The organism is Nocardia arseniciresistens, from assembly GCF_046764875.1.
In the GTDB taxonomy this organism is placed as follows: domain Bacteria; phylum Actinomycetota; class Actinomycetes; order Mycobacteriales; family Mycobacteriaceae; genus Nocardia; species Nocardia arseniciresistens.
Window position 1 is genome coordinate 176,953 of the sequence record NZ_JBKORD010000019.1, and the last position, 21,045, is coordinate 197,997.

19 protein-coding genes are annotated in these 21,045 nt (G+C 64.6%); 13 read left to right on the forward strand and 6 right to left on the reverse strand.

The window, feature by feature from the left end:
- Positions 1 to 50: 50 nt before the first annotated feature.
- From ACLMAJ_RS31290 to ACLMAJ_RS31300, 3 genes are all read right to left on the reverse strand, one after another.
- Positions 51 to 1,055, reverse strand: coding sequence for an adenylate/guanylate cyclase domain-containing protein (locus ACLMAJ_RS31290; protein WP_412017459.1), 1,005 nt, complete (start codon positions 1,053 to 1,055; stop codon positions 51 to 53).
- Positions 1,056 to 1,209: 154 nt separating this feature from the next.
- The gene (locus ACLMAJ_RS31295) at positions 1,210 to 3,543 is read right to left on the reverse strand and encodes a galactose oxidase-like domain-containing protein (RefSeq protein WP_412017460.1); all 2,334 of its coding nucleotides are present in this window, start codon (positions 3,541 to 3,543) and stop codon (positions 1,210 to 1,212) included.
- A 100-nt stretch (positions 3,544 to 3,643) separates the two neighbouring features.
- Positions 3,644 to 4,264 (reverse strand): PadR family transcriptional regulator, encoded by a 621-nt coding sequence (locus ACLMAJ_RS31300; RefSeq protein ID WP_412017461.1) that lies wholly within the window; start codon positions 4,262 to 4,264, stop codon positions 3,644 to 3,646.
- Between the two features lie 116 nt (positions 4,265 to 4,380).
- Here ACLMAJ_RS31300 and ACLMAJ_RS31305 point away from each other — a divergent pair, with 116 nt between their 5' ends.
- Both ACLMAJ_RS31305 and ACLMAJ_RS31310 read left to right on the forward strand, forming a co-directional pair.
- Entirely contained in the window at positions 4,381 to 4,842 is a 462-nt protein-coding gene (locus ACLMAJ_RS31305) for a hypothetical protein (RefSeq protein ID WP_412017462.1), read from the forward strand.
- A gap of 53 nt (positions 4,843 to 4,895) precedes the next feature.
- Positions 4,896 to 5,627, forward strand: coding sequence for a TetR/AcrR family transcriptional regulator (locus tag ACLMAJ_RS31310; protein WP_412017463.1), 732 nt, complete (start codon positions 4,896 to 4,898; stop codon positions 5,625 to 5,627).
- A gap of 249 nt (positions 5,628 to 5,876) precedes the next feature.
- Here ACLMAJ_RS31310 and ACLMAJ_RS31315 read toward each other — a convergent pair whose 3' ends face one another.
- On the reverse strand, positions 5,877 to 7,121 hold the full coding sequence (locus ACLMAJ_RS31315; protein WP_412017464.1) for a cytochrome P450 family protein: 1,245 nt from the start codon (positions 7,119 to 7,121) through the stop codon (positions 5,877 to 5,879).
- Positions 7,122 to 7,327: 206 nt separating this feature from the next.
- On the opposite strand from ACLMAJ_RS31315, the gene ACLMAJ_RS31320 reads away from it, so the two are divergent.
- The 8 genes from ACLMAJ_RS31320 to add all read left to right on the forward strand — a co-directional run bounded on the left by ACLMAJ_RS31320 (position 7,328) and on the right by add (position 13,406).
- On the forward strand, positions 7,328 to 8,515 hold the full coding sequence (locus ACLMAJ_RS31320; RefSeq protein ID WP_412017465.1) for a phosphotransferase: 1,188 nt from the start codon (positions 7,328 to 7,330) through the stop codon (positions 8,513 to 8,515).
- 169 nt (positions 8,516 to 8,684) lie between these two features.
- Positions 8,685 to 9,230, forward strand: coding sequence for a helix-turn-helix domain-containing protein (locus tag ACLMAJ_RS31325; protein ID WP_412017466.1), 546 nt, complete (start codon positions 8,685 to 8,687; stop codon positions 9,228 to 9,230).
- The gene (locus tag ACLMAJ_RS31330; RefSeq protein WP_412017467.1) at positions 9,227 to 10,063 is read left to right on the forward strand and encodes an SRPBCC family protein; all 837 of its coding nucleotides are present in this window, start codon (positions 9,227 to 9,229) and stop codon (positions 10,061 to 10,063) included. Before ACLMAJ_RS31325 ends, ACLMAJ_RS31330 begins: the two co-directional genes overlap by 4 nt.
- A gap of 71 nt (positions 10,064 to 10,134) precedes the next feature.
- Entirely contained in the window at positions 10,135 to 10,482 is a 348-nt protein-coding gene (locus ACLMAJ_RS31335) for a DUF1801 domain-containing protein (protein ID WP_412017468.1), read from the forward strand.
- Positions 10,483 to 10,638: 156 nt separating this feature from the next.
- Positions 10,639 to 10,884 carry a DUF4158 domain-containing protein gene (locus ACLMAJ_RS31340; RefSeq protein WP_412017469.1) on the forward strand — a complete coding sequence of 82 codons (246 nt, stop codon included), beginning with the start codon at positions 10,639 to 10,641 and terminating at the stop codon, positions 10,882 to 10,884.
- 180 nt (positions 10,885 to 11,064) lie between these two features.
- The gene (locus tag ACLMAJ_RS31345) at positions 11,065 to 11,313 is read left to right on the forward strand and encodes a hypothetical protein (protein WP_412017470.1); all 249 of its coding nucleotides are present in this window, start codon (positions 11,065 to 11,067) and stop codon (positions 11,311 to 11,313) included.
- Positions 11,314 to 11,403: 90 nt separating this feature from the next.
- Positions 11,404 to 11,991, forward strand: a complete 588-nt coding sequence (locus tag ACLMAJ_RS31350) for a recombinase family protein (protein WP_412017471.1) — start codon at positions 11,404 to 11,406, stop codon at positions 11,989 to 11,991.
- Between the two features lie 215 nt (positions 11,992 to 12,206).
- Entirely contained in the window at positions 12,207 to 13,406 is a 1,200-nt protein-coding gene (gene add / locus ACLMAJ_RS31355; protein WP_412017472.1) for an adenosine deaminase, read from the forward strand.
- 592 nt (positions 13,407 to 13,998) lie between these two features.
- Here add and ACLMAJ_RS31360 read toward each other — a convergent pair.
- Together ACLMAJ_RS31360 and ACLMAJ_RS31365 are read right to left on the reverse strand one after the other, a co-directional pair.
- Entirely contained in the window at positions 13,999 to 14,784 is a 786-nt protein-coding gene (locus ACLMAJ_RS31360; protein WP_412017473.1) for a response regulator, read from the reverse strand.
- Between the two features lie 194 nt (positions 14,785 to 14,978).
- Positions 14,979 to 15,776, reverse strand: a complete 798-nt coding sequence (locus tag ACLMAJ_RS31365) for a sensor histidine kinase (RefSeq protein WP_412017474.1) — start codon at positions 15,774 to 15,776, stop codon at positions 14,979 to 14,981.
- 125 nt (positions 15,777 to 15,901) lie between these two features.
- Between ACLMAJ_RS31365 and ACLMAJ_RS31370 the strand changes: the two genes are divergently transcribed.
- From ACLMAJ_RS31370 to ACLMAJ_RS31380, 3 genes are all read left to right on the forward strand, one after another.
- Positions 15,902 to 16,042, forward strand: a complete 141-nt coding sequence (locus tag ACLMAJ_RS31370) for a hypothetical protein (protein WP_412017475.1) — start codon at positions 15,902 to 15,904, stop codon at positions 16,040 to 16,042.
- A gap of 263 nt (positions 16,043 to 16,305) precedes the next feature.
- Positions 16,306 to 17,004 carry a hypothetical protein gene (locus tag ACLMAJ_RS31375; RefSeq protein WP_412017476.1) on the forward strand — a complete coding sequence of 233 codons (699 nt, stop codon included), beginning with the start codon at positions 16,306 to 16,308 and terminating at the stop codon, positions 17,002 to 17,004.
- A 172-nt stretch (positions 17,005 to 17,176) separates the two neighbouring features.
- The coding region (locus tag ACLMAJ_RS31380) for an amino acid adenylation domain-containing protein (RefSeq protein WP_412017488.1) at positions 17,177 to 21,045 on the forward strand (3,869 nt) is incomplete at its 3' end.

Genomic DNA, 21,045 nt, shown 5'->3' on the forward strand with positions numbered 1-21,045 from the left:
GACGAGCTTAGGGGCCGCCGCTGGCCGTGAGTGACACCCGAGGCCGGTGGCTATCTCTTGTCGTTGCGGCGCAGGACGTGGGGGCGCAGGCGGTTGAAGCCGCGGACGCGGACGCTGCGGAGGTTGCGGATGTCGAACTCGGGGTTGTCGGCAAGGGCCGCGGCGGCTTCGTCGTCGATCATCACGGTGCCGGGCCGGGCGACGCCGGTGAGCCGGGAGGCGATATTCACCACGGAGCCGTACAGGTCGCCGAAGCGTTGCAGGACAGGTCCGTAGGCGAGGGCGACGCGCAGCTCGGGGGTGCCGCCGACCATCATCGTGCTTTCCTGGATGGCCAGCCCGATCCGTGCGGCGTCGGCCGGGTCCTCGGCGGCGAACATGACCTCGTCGCCGACGTTTTTGATGACCCAGCCGCCGTTTTCGGTGATCGCTGCGGTGGTGGTCGACTCGAATGCCTCCAGCAGCATCGCGAGTTCATCGGGGTGCAGGTGCCTGGTCAGCCGGGTGTAGCCGACCATGTCGGCGAAGCCGACCGCCAGCTCGCGGATGGTTTCACCCGCCGTCGTCCCGGGGTCGAGGGAACGGGCGAGCGCTGCCGCGAGGTGGCGTCGCCAGGCGTAGGCGTTGAGCTGTTCGAGTGTCGAAATCGTGGCCTCGGTGGCGGTCCGGACCGCCTCGGCTTGGTCGGCGGCGGGATCGGCGTTCGCGACGCGAGCGTTGATCTCCGCCAGCACCAGGTCGACCTGCCACTCCGCGAGCCTGGCCATGCCCTGGCCGAGCGTGCGCGCCGTAGCGGCCTGCTGCCGAGAGTCGGCCGAGGACAGCACATTCAGCGCACGAAAATTGCTGACCGCCGCCACATCGGCGTCGGTGTAGTCGACGGCGTCATCGTCGTGTCCGGCCGGAAAGCCGAGTGCCATCCACAGCCGCTGGGTGAGTTCCGTCGACGTCCCGGACTGCTCGGCGACCTCGCTCCTGCTGTATCGGCGCTGGCCGTGGAGCAGATACGACTCCACGACCGACTGCACCAGCTCGGAATTCTCGATGGGAACCATGGTCGGTACCTTACGGCCAAGCCGCCGGTGCAGGGCGTCGACCAGCCAGGAAGGCGCCGCGGAGCCGGACGGTCACAGTCCTTGCGACAGCTGATCGTGGTCGATCACAAGGTCGGGCAACCGCCAGGGGCCGGGGTTCGAGTGGCGCTGATGCTCAGCTCAGGTGCAGCCACTGTCCGTACGACGGAATGCCCTGCTGGTCGACGACGGTGATCAGGTACCAGCCCGGCGGTGCGAGCGCAGGATTCGTCGGAAGCGTCAGGGTGACCGAACCCGGTGCGGTAGTGGTGAATTCGAGATCGATGAGGCGTTGTTCGTTATCGCAGGAATGGGTGCAGGCGCTGGGGCGCATGAGTGCCGCCTCGCGGATGTCGGCCGCGGTCGTCGCGGTCACCGTCGCACCGTAGTTCGCGGTGGAGGTCGATAGTACGAGCTGCGGCTGATCGCCACGGAATAGGTATGGCGGCCAATAGATTTCGATGCGGAGCTCTTCGGTCTTGCGGGCCGGGTTGGACCCGGCGGTGACCACTTTGCCGTCCGGGGTGAGCAGCGCGATCGAGTGGTAGAGCCGGGGAACTCGCGAGGGGCCGGTATGCATCCAGCTGCCCATCGCCGGATCGAAGATCTCGGCATGTGGCGGCGCGGCGTGCGCCATCTCCTCCATGCCGGAGCCGCCGGTCGCCAGCACCGTCCGGTCCGGAAGGAGGACGGCGCTCAGATGCATCCTGGCATGGTCCATCGGCGGTGCGGGCTGATAGGCAGGCGCCGCCGCGGTGCAGTCGACGATCCTGGTATCCGCCAAAGCCGGTGCGGGACTGTGCATATCGAATCCGCCGCCACCGAAGATCATCACCTGCTGGTTTTGCGCCGGTGGCAGCAGCACGCTGGCGGCCTGATTGCGGGAACCGGGCTCGGCCAAGCCGGGCACTTCCACGGTGGCGCCGGTCGTCGGATCCCAGATCGATGGGCGCATACCGTTGTTGCCGCCGTACTGGCCGCCGCTGTAGAAGAACCTGCCGTCGGCGAGCAGTTGCAGGTGCCCGTACATCGGGATCGGGCCGGGAATCGGCAACTGTGACCAGGTTTCGGTCGTGGCGTCGAACAGTTCCGGCACCGTCGAAAGGAAGTTGTCGGCGCCGAGGCCCGACACCGCGAGCACGTCACCATTGGGCAGCGCCGCGAGCGTGGGATACCAGCGGCCGAAAGCCATGTCCGACACCATTTTCCAGTTCAGCGTGGCCGGATCGAAAATGAGTGCGTCCGGCAGTCCGTAGAACGGGTCGTATCGTTCGGTGCCACCGGCCGCGAGCAGCCTGCCGTCGGGAAGGAATGCCTGTCCGACACAGAACAGATCGATCGGGGTGTCCGGAGCGCTCAGGCCAGGATCGGGGTAATGCCATACGCGCGTGCGAAATTCGTGTGCGTCGTGGCGGTCCGGGTCATTGCCGGAACCGGCGAAGAACAGCACATCTCCGGTATGCAGCAGGGCGGCGTGCACCGGGTTGATCTCGGTGCCGAAATCGAGGATCCGCCACACCCCGAGGTGTGCGGCGTGCATCAGGTCGGTTTCGAGTTCGAGGACGCGGATCGAACCCGCGTTGACACCGGGCGGCGCATCGATGGTGAACACCACCAGCTCCGGTGCGGCGTCCTGCACGCTCAGCACCGTGATCGCCGCACCCTGGTTTTCGTAGAGCCCCCACTGCGGAACCGCGGTCCAGCCGCTCCAGCCGTCGATGGCGTGCCCGGTCCCGTCCAAGCCCCAGCCGACGGTGTACAGGCCCGCGTTGACTCCGTCGGGATTGTTCACCGCGAACACGATCAACTCGGGTCTGCCGTCACCGTCCAGGTCCACGGCCGCGACACCCGCACCCTGGTTCTCCCAGCCGTACCAATCGGGCACCGCGACCCATGGCGTCCATTCGCTCACCACACCGTCCGCGGTCAAGCCCTTGGCCAGCCGGAACTGCCCCGCATTCTGGCCCGGCGGATTGTCGACCGTCAGTACGACCAGGGTCGGCTGCCCATCGATGCTGGTGAGGCAGATGTCGGCGCCTTGGCTCTCCCAGCCGTACCAGTCCGGCACCGCGATCCACGGTGTCCACCCGCCGGTCACCGCGCCGTCGGCGGCCAGATCGCGCCCGATCCGGTAGTAGCCCTGATCCTGGCCCGGCGGATTGTCGACCACGAACACCACCAGATCGGGTGTGCCATTGCCGTTGAGGTCCGCGACGGCGATACCGGCGCCCTGGTTCTCCCAGCCGAACCAGTCCGGCACCTCCAGCCACGGCCCCCAACCCCGCGCCGACCCGTCGGTCGCGAATCCGGTCCCGACCCGATAGCGCCCGATGTTCTGGCCTTGCGGATCGTCGACCATGAGCACGACGACATCCGGCGTGCCGTCGCCACTGATATCCGTGATCGCGATCCCACAGTCCTGGTTCTCCCAGGCGGCCCAGTCCGGAACCGGAACGAATTGTCCTGCCACGGAATACATCGTGGTCGGTCGTGTCGAATCCGGTGTGATGTTCGCTCGATCTGCCGCAAAAGGCGGTCCGATCGCGATGTTGCGGCGCAGATGCTCGGTGCTATGGACTCTCGGGATGGTTGTTTTGGTGTGGGGCAAGGGATTCCCAGGACCAGGTGAGAGTTCCCGTGGCCAGATCGGCGATAACGCTTTCGAGCCAACCCAATTCGGCCCTCGTGATGGCGAGCAGGTACTCGTCCTCCAGCATCACCACGCGAGGTAGCTCCATGGTGGCCGCCTGCTCGGCATCGGTGACCATCTCGGCGACCTTGGCGCGCAAGGACTTTGCGCGACGCTCCAGTTCGGCGCGCGCGGCGTCGGGTCCGAGCAGCATCAGAAATGACAGTGCCGCAGGGAATTCCGGGTACTCGTTGCGAGGATCGCCGAGCATGTCGGCCAACCAGGTCGCGCAGGCGGCGCGGCCCGCATCGGTGATCTCGTAGACGGTTCGCTCGGGGTACTGCTGGTCGCGACCTGTCTCGCGGACGGCGACGAGTCCGGCTTCTTGGAGTCTGCCGATCGTCTTGTAGAGCGCGGCTCGCTGGCTGACGTTGACGACCTTGTCCTTGCCCCACTCCTTGATCCGCCGCTGGATGGCGTAGGGGTGCATCGGCTCCAAATGCAGGATGCCCAGCAGCGCCATCGCCAGTGGAGACCGTTTGAACTGCGTCGATGCCGTCATGGGTCCAGTGTAGTGGTTCCTGGACAACTAGGAATCAAGAAACTAGTTGCCAAGAGACTAGTTTGCATGCCACTATTGATCTATCAGTAGAGCCACCGCCCGAAAGGACCACCGAAATGAAGACCGAGCTCACCGCCGCCACCCGCATCCACGTCGACCACGAGGCCGCCAAGCGCCTCGGCAACTGGACCGACGCCAACACCTTCGAGGTCACCGCCCGGTACGGCAGCCTCGTCATCGACCTGCGCTCGCCGCAGATCACCGGCGACATAGCGGTGCACGCCAACCTCGACCATGCGATGGTCAAACTGCTCGTCCCCGACGACGCCGTCATCGACCAGGCCGATCTGGAGTGGACCGGCCGCGGCCGGGTCAAGGACTTCGCCCGCCCGCGCGAGGTCGCAGGTCGTGTCATTCGCCTCACCGGCACCAGCACCCGCAGCGAATTCCGCATCCACCGCGCGGGCATCGCCGTTCTCTCGGCCATGTTCTCCCGCGAGTTTTTCGAGGACGCTCGCCGTGCCAACCGCGAAGGCCGCACCCCGACCGTCGCCGACCCGGCCAGCACGCCGGCCTGAAATGCCGAGCGCCCCGGCCTCGAACCCATCGAGGCCGGGGCTATCGTGGCGAGGTGAACGTGCCGATGTCCGAGGAGCGATTGCCGCGCGGCCCGCATCGGCTGACCCGCGCGGAGGTGGCCGAGTCGCAGCGGGGGCGGTTGTACATCGCGATGCTCGACGCAGTCGCCGAGCGCGGCTATCACCCGGTCACGGTCGCCGATCTGGTGGCTCGCGCCAAGATCTCACGGCGCACGTTCTACGAGCTGTTCGACTCGAAGGAAGCATGTTTCGCGGCGGCGTTCGAGACCATCGTCGAGGTCGTGCAAATCCGCCTCACCGATGCCATACGCGCCGCCGGGCAACTGGATTGGCGTCAGCTGGTGCACACTTCACTGTCCGCGTATCTCGAGATACTTTCCGAGGAACCCGCGATCGCGCGCGTACTGCACATCGAGGCGCTCATCGCGGGCCCGGTGCTCACCGGCTACCGAAACCGCATGATGGCGGTCTTCGTCGACCGGATGCGCGCGGCTAGGGAGCTCGGGGGCCAACAGGGCGAGCTGACCGGATCGCTACCCGAAATGGTCTTCGAATTTCTGATCGGCGGCATCGACGACCGCGTCCGCGACTGCTTGCAGACCCGTGGCTCCGCGGCGCTGCCCGACCTCGCGCCGATGCTCGCCGCAGTGTCGCTCACGCTGCTCGGCGACACCTCCCGCGCCGGTATCGTCGCGCTGACCAACGGTGATCGTGCTCCGCTGCTCGGTCACGCTCCGGCAGTCGGAAGCCGTGACAGCGCCTGATTCCCACCGATGGGAGCGAGCCTCGGCGGCGGTAGGTGTTGTGTCGCAATAAGCTTCCGGCAGCCGGTTGGACGGCATGTCGACCGGCAGTCGAGACGGCTCGGGCGAGTAGCCCGGACCGCTGGGCGTAGACCCCGGGTGGCCTGGTGCAGGGCCCCTCGGGGTCCTTCCGGCACGGCCGATCGCCGGTCGGTACTGACGTCGAATCTTTTAGTGGCAGAACCGGTTTGGCTGATACTCAGTGCGAGTTCAACTGCGAACGGGGGGAAAGGTGACCGGCAGGGCCGCCAAGGACCGATGGAAGGGACCAGGTCGCCAGGTCGGTGCGTCGCCCGGACTGGCGAGCCGCATTTCGGGCAGCGCGTCGAGCAGTTGATCGATGGCGTCCTGAGCGATCAGATAGGCCATGGACTGCGCCGGGCAGGTGTGTTGGCCGATGCCCCAGGCCAGATGCGAGCGATTGCCGGTGTGATCTCCGGCTCGGATCTCGGGGTCGTTGTTGCAGGCGGCCATGCTGATGAGGATCGGCTGATGTGCGGGTAGCCAGACACCCTCGATGAGGATCGGCTGACGTGGGTAGGTGGTGAGGAGATTCGCCAGTGGCGGGTCGTTGAACAAAACCTCGTCGAGGGCGTCGCGGGTGGATAGGTTTCCGCCGAGGACATCTCCGCCGAACCGGTCGTCGGTGAGGATCAGCTGCAGGGTGTTGATGATCAGGTTCTGCTGGAGTTCGATACCCCCGCCGTAGTGGCTCGCCACCTGGTGGACCATCTCCTGCTCATCGAGTTCGGCCGGATGCTGCAGCAGCAGTGAGGTGATGTCGTTGCCGGGTTCGGTCCGTTTGAGGGTCACCAGTTCCAGGATCGCCTCGCTGATCATCTTGTTGCCGTCCTCGGCATCGACGGCCTCGAAGAGCGCGGCCATACCGGTGGCGACCCGCTGTCCGATCTCGGGCGGGCAGCCGAGGATGGCATTGACGAGCTGGAACGTCAGCGGGAACGCGTACTGGCCGATCAGATCGGCCGTACCGGTCTGGCTGAAGGTATTGATCAACGGGACGGCGATCTGCTCCACGGTGGCATGCAGAGCGAACAGATCTACCTTGTTGATGCTCGCGCTGATGGCCTGCCGGTAGCGCTCGAAGTCCGCTCCGGAGTTTCTGCTCGCGGTGGGACGCCACTCCATGATCGGAAGGACGGGGCAATCGGCCGGGATGTTCCGCTGCCAGGCGCGCGGATCGGCGGGGAAGTGCTCGGGATCGTTGAGGATCCGCACTGCGGTGCTATACCCGATCACCAACGTCGCCGGAACGCCCGGCGACAGTTCTACCGGTACCAAAGAGCCGTACTGCCTGCGCATTTCACGGTATGCGTGGTGTGGGTCCGAGGCGAAGTCCGGCGTGTACAGCGGCATCCGCGGGTCGTCGGAATCGGTCGGTGAGCCGTGGACGACCGGGCAGGACGTGGCATGCGCTCGGGACTGCGGCGTACTCAAGAGTGGAGCTCCAGACTGTTCGCGTGTACTGCGGGCACGGTTTGCATTCTGTCCCATAACAATTCGATGACGACATTGTCGCAGCCGGGCTCGGCTCGTGCAGCGTTGTCACCCCCAGGTGTGGGCGTTTCCCGCCGGACCGGTGCTGCATACTTGGCGCCTACCAGGCTGGCTGTAGGGGCGAGCCGAGCCGAGGAGGTAGGCGCGTGACCGAAAAGTCAACGGATGGTTCGGAAGTCGGGGTGGTGCCCGGCATGCTGAAACTTGGTGGTCAGGTACTGGCGGAGAAGGTTCGCCGGCCCAAAACGGTCGAGATTCCGATGAAGAAGAGCGAGGTCGACGCGCGGTGGCTTACCGCGGTGCTCGCCGTTGGGCATCCCGAGGCGCAGGTCGAATCGTTCGAGATAGCCGACGCGAGTACCGGTACGACAAGCCGGTGGCGGGCGACGGTGCGTTACAACGAGGCCGGTCGGCAGGCGAAGCTGCCGGAGCATCTGTTCGCCAAGACGACCTTGACCTTTACCCAACGCTTGACGCAGTACCTGGCACACGCGCTGCCGGGGGAGCCCGGCTTCTTCCAGCACTTGCGCCCCCAGCTGAATATCGAAGCACCGCACGGTTATTTCGGTGCCGCCGATACACGCACCGGTCGGTCCCTCACGTTGCTGGAAGACATCAGCGTCACCAAGAAGGCGCGATTCTGCACCCCGATGGAGACGGTCACCCGGGAGCAAATGCAAGATCTGCTGGCGAATATGGCTCTGTGGCACGGGCATTACTGGGAATCCCCGGAACTGAAGACCTACGACTGGCTCAAGACCCCCGGTGCGCACTTCCGTAACTTCGACCGCCTGCTCGGAATGAAGAAGCGGGCGATCGTCGGGCTCCAGCGCGCACCCGAGATCGTCCCCGACACACTGCCTCCCGTGCACGACAAGCTCTATGCGGCGTGCGAGCAGTCGCTTCTGATCGCCGAGCGGGGCTCGCAGACACTGCTGCACGGTGACCCGCACATCGGCAATGCGTACGAGACCGATGACGGCAAAATGGGTTTCACCGACTGGCAGCTGGTCCTAGGCGGCAGTTGGGCTTTCGACGTGGCCTACACGGTGACCTCCGGGCTGGAGGTGGAGGACCGCAGGGCGTGGGAGCGCGAGCTCATCGAATTCTATGTGGACCGACTGCATGCGGCAGGCGGACCCGCCTTGCCTTTCGAGGCCGCCTGGCTGGCCTACCGACAGCAGTGCCTCTACCCGTATTTCGCATGGATGATCACGATCGGACGCAGCGCCATCATGCCGAAATTCCAGCCCGACGATGTATGCCGTGCGATCGTGCACCGCACGTCGACGGCGATCATGGACCTGGACGCGCTACAGGCGGTCAACGGCTAGAAAGGGGGCGCGCCTCGGCGGAGACGCCGGGGCCGCAGTCCCAAGCCGAACTATCCAACGGCCGCCGGTTCGCGCCGGTGGGTGCGGGCCGCCATCCGCCTCGATGGGGATCGCTGTCGGTCTTCACAAAATCTGATTTTTATGTAAACATCTTTGTGTGCGAGAAGTCATGTACCTCGATTCGGTCGAGCGGGCTGAAGCCCTACTCAAACCCCAGCGGATCGATATCGTGCGGTCGCTGGCAGATCCGGCGACCTGCACCGAAGTGGCCAGGCAACTGGATCAGTCGCCGCAGCGGGTCAACTATCACGTCAAACGGCTCACTGAGCTCGGCCTTGTGCGGCAGATCGCGGAGCGTAAGGTGCGAAATCTCTACGAGGGGATCTATCAGGCGAGTGCGCGTTCGTACTGGTTGTCCCCCAAGCTCGTCGGCCAAATCGGCGCTCGCCGCTCGTCTGACGTGCTGAGCCTCGGGCATCTTCTGGATCTGACCGAGGAGGTCCAGAGGGATGTCGCGGCCATCGATCAGTTACACGCGGATCTGCCTTCCCTCGGGATTTCCGGTCAGATTCGCATCCCATCGCACGACCGCTCGGCGTTTCTCGCTGACCTGCAAGCGATGCTGCAGGGCCTGTTCACGAAATATGGTGGCAGCGAAGGAGATTCGTTCAAACTTGCTGTCACCTGCTATCCCTACAGAACGGATGAATCATGACCGAACCGCTCATCATCAGGGTTCGCACCACCGCATCTTCCGACGCGGCCTACGCGGCACTGACCCAGCCGGACCGGCTGACGGCCTGGTTTGCAGGTAAGGCCGAAGTCGAGCTGCCGCAGCGCTATGAGTTCTGGGGGCCCTCGATCCCCGAAGGGGACGCGCCCCATCAACGACTCCTCGAAGTCGGCGAGAACCGTCTGAGTTTCGCGTGGCTGCTCGATGGGGTGGAAACCACCACCGAGATCGCCGTGGGCACCGACAACGATCACACCATCATCACCGTCACCCAAAGCCATTTCGACTTCAACGAGATGATGACCGGATCAAGTATTCGCGGTGTGCTACAGACCTTTTGGGCTCTCGCGCTGGCTAACCTCGTCGACTATCTCGAGGACCGGGCTCGCACCCCGGGAGCCGACCTGACCAGCAGCGCCCTGACAGCCACGGTCGACATCGACGCTCCCGCCGACCGGGTTTACGACTCGCTGATCGCCTCAGAGGAGGTGTCGCAATGGTTCGGATACCCCGTCGAGATCGAACCTCGGGTCGGGGGACGATTCGCCTTGGGCGGTATCGAGAACAACCCACAGCCCGCGCTGATCGTCGACCTGGTCCCCGGCGAACGCGTCAGCGTCGACTGGGGCCACGGCGGCATCAGCACCTGGGAGCTCGACGGTTCCGACGGCAAAACTCGACTCACCCTTGTTTCGAGCGGCTTCGACCCCGATAACCCGCCCTACGCGGCATGGATGGGCATTCTCGCCGGTCTCGCCGAACTGCGTCGCTACCACGAGATCGAGAACTGGACCCCGCTGGCAGTCGCAGCGTGACGAGCCTCGGGCACCTCGACTCCGCAAATTTGTAAGCGCACCAACCAGATTCACCGCAAGCGAGGAATACGATGGACGAAAAATTAGCGGCATACTTCGCCAAGATTCTGCCGTGGCAGAACGAGCTCTGCCAAAAGCTACAGCTGCTGATCCATGACACCCTGCCCGACGTAGACGCGCAACTCCTCTACGGAAAGCCCCACTACCTGATCAACGGCCACTACGCCGCGGTGATCGCCGTCGCCAAGGACAAGGTGTCGTTCATGGTTTTCAACGCAGCCGACATCCCCGAAGTAAAGGGAGTCCTGCGATCACTCGGCAAGGGTGAACGTAAAGCCGTGACCATCACCGAAGGTCAAGATGTCGACTACGCGCAGCTGGCCGAGTTGTTGACCAAAACCACTGCGGGTATCCGATAATCGCACCGAGCGGGAGGACCTGAAGGATTTTTCCCGCCCATCCCGCTGGTGAGCCGGGTTCTGACCGTCGATGCCGCCTGCTGTGGTGTCGGTCGAGCTGATCGACCGTTGGACGCTGGTCGGCAACGAGCTGGAACTCGTTGCGGGCAAGCGGGTGTGACGAAGCTCGGGTTCTCGGTAATGCTGCGGTTCTATACCGAACATGGTCGGTTCCCTCCTGGTCGGGCCGAGGTCCCGGACAACGCGGTGGAGTCCGTGGCGCAGCAGGTCGGGGTCGCACGGACCGAGATCGCCTTCCATGAGTGGTCGGGTCGCACGAATAGGTTCCACCGCAATCAGATTCGCGGTTCGCTGGGATTTCGCGAGTGCAGCGTCGCTGACGCGGACGCTGTCACGGACTGACCCAGAGCGAACGATCGGCCGACCAGGTCCGTGTACGCCACCCGGAGCTTTGCATGCCGAGCGGATCGAGCCGCCCACCGGCGGCCGAATCGAGCGCGTGGTTCGGTCGGCGTTGAGCTGCGGGGAGGAGCTGTTGTTCGAGCGGTCGCGTCCCGGCTGCCCGATGCGGCGCGGGATGCAATGTTCGCGTTGATCGGCGTCGGTGAAGGTGACGCCGAGATCGAGGACAGTCCAACGGTATTCGCCGCGATCCGGTCGGACCCGGGCGCGGTTGGTTTGAACACGATGCTCACCGAGATCGCGAAGCTGGAGGCGGTGCGGGCGATCGGCCTGCCCGACGGCGCGTTCGCCGATGTCGCGCCGAAGATCGTGCCGCGACTCCGGCGTCCGTTAGACGAACCCTCAACGGACACTTCGCCGGGACTGTGACTGCAGGCCGCCACAACGGCGATCGCTGTCTCGTATAGGCCGTACGGAAAGTTTCTCGATGAGGGGATGTTATCCGTTACACTTTCGGTCATGTCCGGCACGTTGATCGGCTGTGCCCGCTGCTCCACCGACGTCCAGGATCTCACCGCCCAACGCGACCGGTTGAGTGAGCTCGGTATCGCAGAGCAACGCATCTATCTCGACCACGGATTGACCGGCACCAACCGTCAGCGCCACGGCCTGGATCAGGCCGTCGCGGCAGTCCGCGCCGGTGACACTCTCGTCGTGCCGAAGCTCGACCGGCTGGCCCGCTCGGTGCCGGATGCGCGGGCGATCGGTGACGACCTGGCCGGGCGTGGTATCAAGCTGTCGCTCGGCGGGCAGGTCTACGATCCGCAGGATCCGATGGGCAAGATGTTTTTCAACATCCTGGCCACCTTCGCCGAGTTCGAAGTCGACCTGCTGCGTATGCGTACCCGCGAGGGCATGGCCGTGGCCCGCGCCAAAGGCCGCCTCCGCGGCCGACAACCCAAACTCTCGGCCAAACAGCGCACCGAGCTGCGACGCATGCACACCACCGGCGAGTACACCATCGCCGACCTCGGCGAACTGTTCGGCATCTCCCGGCCCACCGTCTACCGCACCCTCCAACAGGACCGAGCCACACAGCCGCAGTGACACCGCCACGGATAGCAGCCGTCATACCGAACAGATACGCAAGGAAGCATCCCTGATGGCTGTGAGGGCTCGGCGCGGGCGCAACCTCGGGCAAACACGGACTCTCGCGTAGCTGTGGAGAGAAGGCCGAGGGCGTTGTTTTGCTGATCCGATCCGAGGAAATTGCGCGAGCAGCTCTTCAAGCCGCGCGAGAGGTGAGCAGCAGCATTACGAGAATGGCAAGAGCTGATGCCGAACACGGCATCAGGCCCTTCGCTCGTCTATTCAAGGATGCAGCCGAACAACTTCGAAACGCCGACAAGGGGTTTCGCCATGAATTCCACACCAGTGACTCGTCGCGCTCGCGATCTGCTCATCCGGACCGTCTTGCGGAAGGCCCCAGCGGCGGTTCCGGCGATGCACCCCCGCCTCGCAGCCGACCGTCGGACCCGTATCCGAAGATCGAACTACACGTTCACCTCGAGGGCACGATTCGGCCGAGGACGTTACTGGATATGGCCCGCCGTAACGGTGTAGTCCTGCCTGCGGACAACGTCGAGGCACTGTCCGAGATGTATCAGTACCGCGACTTCGATCACTTTCTCGAAATGTGGCGCACCACAACCGGCACCATGCGCACCGAAGACGACTTCCGCCAAGCCGTGATCGATTACGCCCGTGAGGCGAAGTCACACGGCGTGGAATACGTCGAAACCACCTTTTCTCCCATCAACCGAAATAAATGGGACGGCATCCCCTACCCGGCGATGTTCAACGGCGTCGCAGACGGCATCACCGCAGCAGCCGAACGTTACGGTGTCACCGTGCGGGCAATGCCTTCCATGATCTGGGGAGGGCCACCTGACCTGGCCGAAGAATGCGCCAAGTGGGCTGTGCGCTACCGAGAACGGGGCATTGTCGGTTTGGACGCCAGTGGCAACGAGCTTGGGCGTGGCGACGTCTCTCAGTTCGATCGGGCGGTGGCCATAGCCCGCGACGGCGGGCTGGGGATCGTGCCACACGCGGGGGAAGCCGGGGGCATCGACGCCATCCGAGAGGTCCTGCGCTGGAATCCAGACGGGCTGCAGCACGGGATCGCTGCCGCCGGCGATCCCGCCCTGATGGCCGAGCTTGTGGATCGAGGCACCGTGCTTCGCGTAACCCCGACCTCGAACGTGGGCACCCGTGTCGTGGCCGACATAGCCGAGCATCCACTACCACGACTGCGCGAGGCCGGCGTCCGCTGCAGTATCGGTACCGACGACCCGGCTCTGTTCAATACCACCCTCGGCCAAGAATACGAACTGGCCGAGCAACTCGGTATCAGCCCCGCCTCCGCATACCAAGCCGGGGTCGACGGTGCCCTATGCGACGACGCCGTGCGACAACAACTGCAGGAGGTCGGTGAGGCAGCGTTCGGCGATCACCCCGCCTAGCCTCGCGCTACAACATGCCTGCCAGTCAACGGCACACGAAACTGGTCAATCAGCTTTCCCGATCCGGGTTGTCCACCGAGCACCAGCACTTCGGGGTTGTCGACACCCTCCAGCGTCGAGCGACCGAATAACTTGGGACGGACCCTTGTCCGAAAGACTTCCTCCAATTCTTCGGTGGACAGGGAAATCGGCCCGTTCGATCCCTCGATCTGACGCGAGCCCACTCCGATCGGATCGGTGTCGTGCCGTGCAGCTGCTCGAATCCCTCGACTCAATTCGAAATCTGCGGTGGGGGTGCCCCGAGCGACCGAACCGAGATCGGACACAACGCCGTCAGCATTGGACCGGTACGCCCTGACGAAGTTGTGCACTGCGGTGTTGACCGCACCGGTCGCACGTTTCAGCGCGTGAGCTACGGCGAAGTCTCTACTCAACGTGAGGTTGAAGCTAGCAGTGCGGCAATGCGGTTCCCAGTGACGGGAAACGTCGCGCCGGTGACAACCGGGCTCCCGCCGACTCGACGAGAGTCCCGGCAGGTAACCGTCTTTCGCGTCTTCGCAGACAATCTGCCCGCATTACCGGGCCGCGATTGCTACGTCAGCCTGTTGCGCCGGGCATAGTCGATGGCGGCGGTACGGTCCCGCGAGGCCGTCTTGGCGAAAATCCGGTTGATATGGGTCTTGACCGTGTTCGAGCTGAGGAACAGTGTTTGGCAGATCTCGGTATTGGTCATCCCGCGAGCGACGAGCGAGAGGATTTCGGCCTCGCGACGGGTCAGCCCGTCGGGCAGCTGGGCCGGCTCGGGCCGGCCTCGGGCGGCGGCCAGCAGCGTGTCCTGCACTCGCGCATCCAGCACTGCCATACCGCTGGCCGCGGAGTGCAATGCCCGGACGATGCCGGCCCGGTCGGTATCTTTGGTCAGAAAGCTGCGGGCACCCGCTCGCAGGGCGGAGAAAACAGAGGTGTCGTCGGCGTAGGTCGACAGAATCACCACTGCGACGTCCGGATAGTCGGCGGCCAATCGCGTTGCGGTCTCGATCCCGTCGAGGACCGGCATCTGCAGATCCAACAGCACGGCGTCCGGATGGTGCTCGGCGACCCTGATCAGAGCCTGCTGCCCGTCGGCAGCGGTAGCAACCACGTCGATGTCGGGCAGCACATTGAGCATGAGGGCCAATCCCTCACGGACGCTGGCTTGGTCGTCGACAACGATGATCCGCAGCGGTTCTTCGGCATCCATCGCCGCGTTCACGTACCACCCCTTCGTGTCGGACATGTCGTGCACGGATCGGTCGGCTATGGGCAGGGTAAGCGACGTCGACAGTACCTGTTCGGTGATCTGGACCGATGCGAACGGGACCTCCAGTGACAGGTTCACCTCTTCATCCTTCGCAACCGGCCTGACTGGCGTGACTGACGGCAACCGAACTCTCCTCGCCTGTCGGATAGGGGCTCGGTACCGTAGTCGGCCGGTTCGGCCGTTTCGTTACCGTGCGATTGTCACCGCACGGCGTGACTGTCGTCTCTTTATGCCGGGGTCAGGAGCGCAATTCGCAGGACCGGCACTCGACTTCAGTCGGGCACTTGCGCGGTGACAACCCACCGTCCCTGCCGGGGTCCGGCGGTGACTGTTCCCCCCAGCGGCAACAGTCGCTCGCGCATGCCGAGCAATCCATAGCCACCGTCGACCGTTCGATAACGCTGATCGGGCACGCTGTGGCCCAACGGATTCTCGATAGTAAGCACGACTTCGCCCATCTGGTACCGCAGCACCACGGTGATCGACTGTTCGGGTGCGTGCTTGGCGGCGTTCACCAGCGCCTCACCGGCCACGCGCACGAGCGCCAGCGAAGTCTCCGGCGACAGCCACGGCGGTGCGTTCTCGACGGTCAGAGTCACCCGAGCGTGATGTACTTCGCGATGCCGGTCCACCAGCGCGACGAGTTCCTGGTCGAGCGGCAGGAGCTCGGACCGCAGCCCATGCACTGCCCTGTGTGTTTCCCGCAGCCCTTCCTGTGCTGTCCGCTGGAGGTCGGTCAGCAATTTCAAAGCACTGTCCACATCGCCCAGTTCGGCCAGCACGGTGTGCAGGACCTGGAGCTGAATTCCCAGCAGTCCCAGCGAGCCTGCCAGCACGTCATGGATCTCCCGGGCCATCCTGGCCCGCTCCGCCAACACGGCATCCTGCTGTTGCTGCGGTGCCGGGCAGGTCTCCGTCTGTCTTGTGAGTTCGGCGGCGCGGTCCGAGCCGCCGAAAACGCGAGGAGTACTGTGTCGCTCACTGAGCTGGCTGAGGTGGAAATTCCGGTCACCGCAATGGTCGGCAGGGGAGTCCGACCATGACGAAGCTGACGTATCGGCTGCGTGCATGGTTCCACCACACCTCAGCCGAGCCGGTTTTGTCAACGTGAGGTCGGCTGGCTGACTGGTAGCCAACTCCGTCCCTGTTTATCGGGCCTGCGCTATATGCTGGTTCGGTCCTCAGGTGTCATCGAATGGGATCGAGGGGCAACTATCCGGACCACCGTGACCGCGCCGACCCGGGCACAAGTACTCCGGTGGCGATCAAGGTGTCCTTGCACACGACGATCATCATGGTCCGCGATCGGTGTGACGTCGTCACCCCGGCGGGGTGATTCGTCCGCCGCAGCCGAGTCACACCGGTCTGCGCTCGGGTCACAACCGGTCATCGGAGGTGGCGAAGCGCCCATAGTCGGTGGGCACCCCTGTGTGGGCGCGCGGACTGCGGTCTCCTCCTATGCACCTCACCCTGTGCGGCGATGCAATCACCCTGGCAGTCGGGGCATGCTGCCTTATGTACCTGGACTCTGCGATCGAAAGGGGGGCCCGTGTCCGCTGCTGAGATGCAAAAAGTAACGGCTCTCATCGCGGAGTTCCGGTGATCGACGTGTTGATCATGGGAGCAAGCTGGGCCTCGACGCAGCAGCCGGTGACCAGCGCGTTTGCCGCTGCGCTCGATCCGACCCGTTTCAAGCCGCGTCTGGTCTCGCACTCCGGGACCGTAGCGAGCGGCCGGACCGAACTCATGTGTGAAATCATGCGCTGTCGCGAACCGGTAGTGCTCGCGGGTTACGCGCAGGGCGCTGCCATCGCGGGTGATGTCGCGTCGGAAATGTGCCGAGGCGAGATGTCCGGAGTCGAGATCGCTGGTTGCGCGCTCATCTCGGACCCGTATCGGCCGGTCGGCATGTCGATAGGGCCGGATCCGGGGGGCTACGGAATTCTCGGCCAGCGCAAGATCGACATGGTGTCGGCTTATTGGGTGGCTGCTCGCGGCGACCTGACGTCCGCGCTGCGTGTCGGCAGTTCGCTGCGCATGACTGCCGAGGCGTTCGAATACTCCGACCTTTCGACCGAGGAAGAGATGGTCGGGTGGGGTAGAAGGCTCGTGGACGCGGATATTCGAGAACAGCTCCGAAAATTCCCGTTCGGTTTGCGGATGTGGAATGCCCGGAGTGACGAACTCAGCCAGCTGAGCGCTTGTCTGTTCACCAAACCGTACGTCGATGAATATCTCGGTGCGGATGGCGCGGCCTCGCTGGCGAAAGTGCTGAACCGCGAGCTGAACGTATGTTGACGCGTACTGCAGGCCCCTGTCGTCCTAACAACCATCGACCGATCTGGTCGAATTTTCGAATCGACGTCGAAAGTAGCCCTGAATATCGGGTGTCGCATCCGTACGGTTGCGCGCCCGTATCGGTGCGCTATTCGGCAGAGCGCCCCATGGCGCTCCAGAAGTGAGGGATCGGGTGGATCGGGTGGATTTCGACGGTAACGGCGAGCTGGAGAACGTGGTCGTGCCGGGACCGGGCTCGCGGGAGGACCTCTTCCCGCTGTCGCCGGCACAGCTGGGTATCTGGTACGCCCAGGCGCTGGATCCGCAGGTCCCGATATCCATCGCCCAATACGTCGATCTCAGCGGCGAGCTCGACCGGGAGTTGCTGTATCAGGTCGCCGTCGAGGCGTCCCGCGAGATCGGTTCCGGCCTGATCTGTCTCACCGAGGTCGACGGCGAGCCGAAGCAATACATCGACCACACCATCCCCGACCGCGACAGCTTGATCTACGTCGACCTGCGTGGGGAGGCCGATCCGGAGGCTCGCGCGCACGAGTGGATGCGCGCCGAATACAGCCGTCCCATCGATCTCTTCCGCGACCGCCTGATCCGGCAGGCCGCTCTTCAGCTCACCGACGATCGCTGGTTCTGGTATCTGCGGGCGCACCACATCATCCTCGACGGCTTCGCGGCTACGACGTACGTGGCCCGCCTCGCCGAGCTGTACACCGCCGCTGTCACCGACGCCGAGCCGTCGCAGCCGAAAACGACAGACCTGCGGGATTTGGTCGAGACCGAATTCGCCTACCGCGACAGCACTCGGTTCGAATCCGACAGGCAGTACTGGGCCGAGCGGGTGGCGGGCTTGGAGGAGGGGACCAGCCTCACCGGTCGGTCCGCGCCCCCGGCACCGCTGAACTTCGTGGCCAGCGCGGCGTTGTCGCGGACCCGGCGTGCGTTGCTGGATGCGGCAGCGAAGCAGCATGATTCGTCCCCCTCGGCGCTGTTGCTCGCGGGTTTCGCCGCGTACTTGGCGCAGTGGACCGGCAGCCGGGAGGTCATTCTCAGCCTGCCGGTGACCGCGCGGACCACCGCGGTGATGCGGCGCGCGGCTGGTTTCACCTCCAATATCGTGCCGTTGCGTCTGCACGTCGGTTACGACATCGACGTCGCCGCGTTGCTGAAGGCGGTGCAGGTGGAGGTGTCCGGCGCGCTGCGGCACCAGCGCTACCGGCATGAGGACATCCGCCGTGACAGCGCGGGTGCGGGCGCGGTCACCAAGGAGTTCTTCGGGCCCTGGGTGAACATCATGCTGTTCAACAGCCAGGTCGCGCTGGGGAAGACGACCGGCCACATGCATGTGTTGTCCACCGGGTCGATCGAGGATCTGAGCGTCAACTTCTATCAGTCGATGGGTGGGGATAGTTTCCACATCGATTTCGAGACGAATCCGAATCTGTACACCGTGGCCGAGGCGCGTCGGCATCACGAGCGGTTCCTGGAGTTCTTCGACCGGTTGCTGGCTGCGGAAGCAGGCGATCTGGTGTGGGGCCTGCCGATCACGACCGAGTCGGAGCTGGCTCGCACGCTGACGGTGTGGGGCGGGGCGGGTCATCGGGTGCGTGACACCACGCTGCCGGTGTTGCTCGATGCGCAGATCCCGTTGTCGCCGGGCAATATCGCGGTGGACTTCGAGGGGGCGACGCTGACGTATGCGGAGCTCGACGCACGGGTCAACAGGTTGGCGCGGTTTCTGATCGCCGACGGGGTGGGTCCGGATTCGCTGGTGGCGCTGGGCATGCGGCGGTCGCTGGAGCTGGTGATCGGCATGCATGCGGTGCTGAAGGCCGGTGGCGCGTACGTGCCGATCGATCCGGATCATCCGGCCGAGCGGACCGCCTACATTCTGGAGTCCGCGGCTCCGGTGTGTGTGCTGACCACGTCCGTTGATGGACTGGAGTTGCCGGAAACGGTGCGTCGGGTGGAGATCGACACCCTGAATGTGTCCGATTTCTCCGATGTTCCGGTGACGGATGCGGATCGGTTGGCGCCGTTGCGGCCGGATAACGCTGCCTACGTTATCTACACCTCGGGTTCGACGGGCCGCCCGAAGGGTGTCGCGGTTACCCATCGCGCGATCGTGAATCAGCAGTTGTGGATGCTGGACAAGTACCGCCTGACCGCGGACGACGTGTATCTGCAGAAGACCGCGACGACGTTCGATGTGTCGTTGTGGGGGTATTTCCTGCCGTTGCTGGTGGGCGCCAAGCTGGTGGTGGCTGCTCCGGACGGGCATCGGGATCCGTTGTATGTGGCGGAGACGATCGCGCGTCATGGCGTGACGATTACGGATTTCGTGCCGTCGATGCTGACGGTGTTCGCCGCGAACGCGACCGTGGATCAGTGCGTGTCATTGCGCGCGGTGTTTGTGATCGGTGAGGCGTTGCCGCCGGAGACCGCCGCCGGGTTCCGTGCCATCAGCTCTGCTGGTCTGCACAATCTGTATGGTCCGACCGAAGCGGCAGTTTCGGTGACCTGGTGGGAGGTCACCGCCGCTGACACGGTGACGGTGCCGATCGGCGTGCCCGAGTGGAACGTCGACGTGTACGTGCTGGATGCGCGGCTGCGGCCGGTCGGGATCGGCGCGGAGGGGGAGTTGTACCTGGGCGGGCGGCAACTGGCGCGTGGGTATCGCGGACGGCCGGACCTTACGGCTGATCGGTTCGTGGCCAATCCGTACGGTGCGGATAGTGAGCGGATGTATCGGACCGGTGATCTGGTGCGGTGGAACGCTTCGGGTGTGCTGGAGTACATCGGCCGCACCGACTTCCAGGTGAAGTTCCGTGGCCAGCGGATCGAACTTGGTGAGATCGAGACCGTGCTGCTGGCGAACCCGGCCGTGTCGCAGGCTGCGGTTCTGGTGGTCGATACCGCGACCGGTCAGCAGTTGGTCGCGTATACGGTTGCCGCGCCCGGCCTGTCGATTGATCCGGTGGAGCTGACCCGATTCGGTGGCGAGCGGTTGCCGTCGTACATGGTGCCGGCGGCGGTGGTGGTGCTCGAGGGGTTCCCGCTCAATACCTCCGGCAAGCTGGATCGGAAGGCATTGCCGGCGCCGGTGTTCGCCGCCGATGCGGCTGATTATCGCGCCCCGCGGACGCAGGCCGAGCAGGTCGTGGCCGCGGTTTTCGCCGATGTGCTGAGTTTGCAGCTGGTCGGCGTCGATGACGATTTCTTCGATCTGGGCGGTAACTCGCTGGTAGCCACTCAGGTGATGGCGCGGGTGTCGGCGGCATTCGGTGTCCGGTTGGGGGTGCGGGCGCTGTTCGAGACCCCGACCGTTGCCGGTATCGCCGCGCGGGCCGAGGCCGCGGGTGGAGCCGAGGTGGCACTGCGGCCGCCGCTGGTGGTGCAGCAGTTACCGGATCGGGTTCCGTTGTCGCTGGCGCAGCAGCGGATGTGGTTCCTCAACCAGTTCGATCCCACCGCGCCGATCTACAACCTGCCGTTCGTGGTGCGTTTGCGTGGCGAGATCGAGATCGACGCGTGCGCTGCGGCATTGGTGGACGTGATCGAGCGGCAGCAGTCGCTGCGCACGATCTTCCCCACCTCGGGTGACGGCGGTTACCAGCAGGTGCTGCCGATGGACCAAGTGAACCTCGACATCGGCGTGCACAGCGTCGATGAAGATCAGCTGCGCTCGCACCTACTCGAGTTCGCGCAGGTCGGGTTCGATGTGTCCCGAGAACTGCCGATCCGGGTCCGGATCTTCGAAATCGCCGGTGGTCGGGACTATGCGGTCGCTGTCGTCACACACCACATCGCCGTCGACGGGTTCTCGTTCGGACCTCTCGCGCAGGACATGGCGCAGGCCTACCTTGCCAGGGCCGTGGGACAGGCGCCGAGCTGGGCGCCTCTCGCCGTTCGATACCGCGACTTCACGGTGTGGCAGCGTGCGGTTCTCGGTTCGGAGGATGATCCGGAGTCGTTGATTTCTCAGCAGATTCGTTATTGGTCTGTTGAGTTGGCGGATTTGCCGGATGAGTTGGTGTTGCCGGTGGA

What these genes read in the sequence shown, in the direction of transcription:
- ACLMAJ_RS31300 (WP_412017461.1), bottom strand. Translation starts at nt 4,264, where the DNA reads ATGACGGCATCGACGCAGTTCAAACGGTCTCCACTGGCGATGGCGCTG.
- ACLMAJ_RS31290 (WP_412017459.1), bottom strand. Translation starts at nt 1,055, where the DNA reads ATGGTTCCCATCGAGAATTCCGAGCTGGTGCAGTCGGTCGTGGAGTCG.
- ACLMAJ_RS31370 (WP_412017475.1), top strand. Translation starts at nt 15,902, where the DNA reads ATGGGATCGAGGGGCAACTATCCGGACCACCGTGACCGCGCCGACCCG.
- ACLMAJ_RS31330 (WP_412017467.1), top strand. Translation starts at nt 9,227, where the DNA reads ATGACCGAACCGCTCATCATCAGGGTTCGCACCACCGCATCTTCCGAC.
- add (WP_412017472.1), top strand. Translation starts at nt 12,207, where the DNA reads ATGGCAAGAGCTGATGCCGAACACGGCATCAGGCCCTTCGCTCGTCTA.
- ACLMAJ_RS31350 (WP_412017471.1), top strand. Translation starts at nt 11,404, where the DNA reads ATGTCCGGCACGTTGATCGGCTGTGCCCGCTGCTCCACCGACGTCCAG.
- ACLMAJ_RS31305 (WP_412017462.1), top strand. Translation starts at nt 4,381, where the DNA reads ATGAAGACCGAGCTCACCGCCGCCACCCGCATCCACGTCGACCACGAG.
- ACLMAJ_RS31345 (WP_412017470.1), top strand. Translation starts at nt 11,065, where the DNA reads ATGTTCGCGTTGATCGGCGTCGGTGAAGGTGACGCCGAGATCGAGGAC.
- ACLMAJ_RS31365 (WP_412017474.1), bottom strand. Translation starts at nt 15,776, where the DNA reads ATGCACGCAGCCGATACGTCAGCTTCGTCATGGTCGGACTCCCCTGCC.
- ACLMAJ_RS31335 (WP_412017468.1), top strand. Translation starts at nt 10,135, where the DNA reads ATGGACGAAAAATTAGCGGCATACTTCGCCAAGATTCTGCCGTGGCAG.
- ACLMAJ_RS31325 (WP_412017466.1), top strand. Translation starts at nt 8,685, where the DNA reads ATGTACCTCGATTCGGTCGAGCGGGCTGAAGCCCTACTCAAACCCCAG.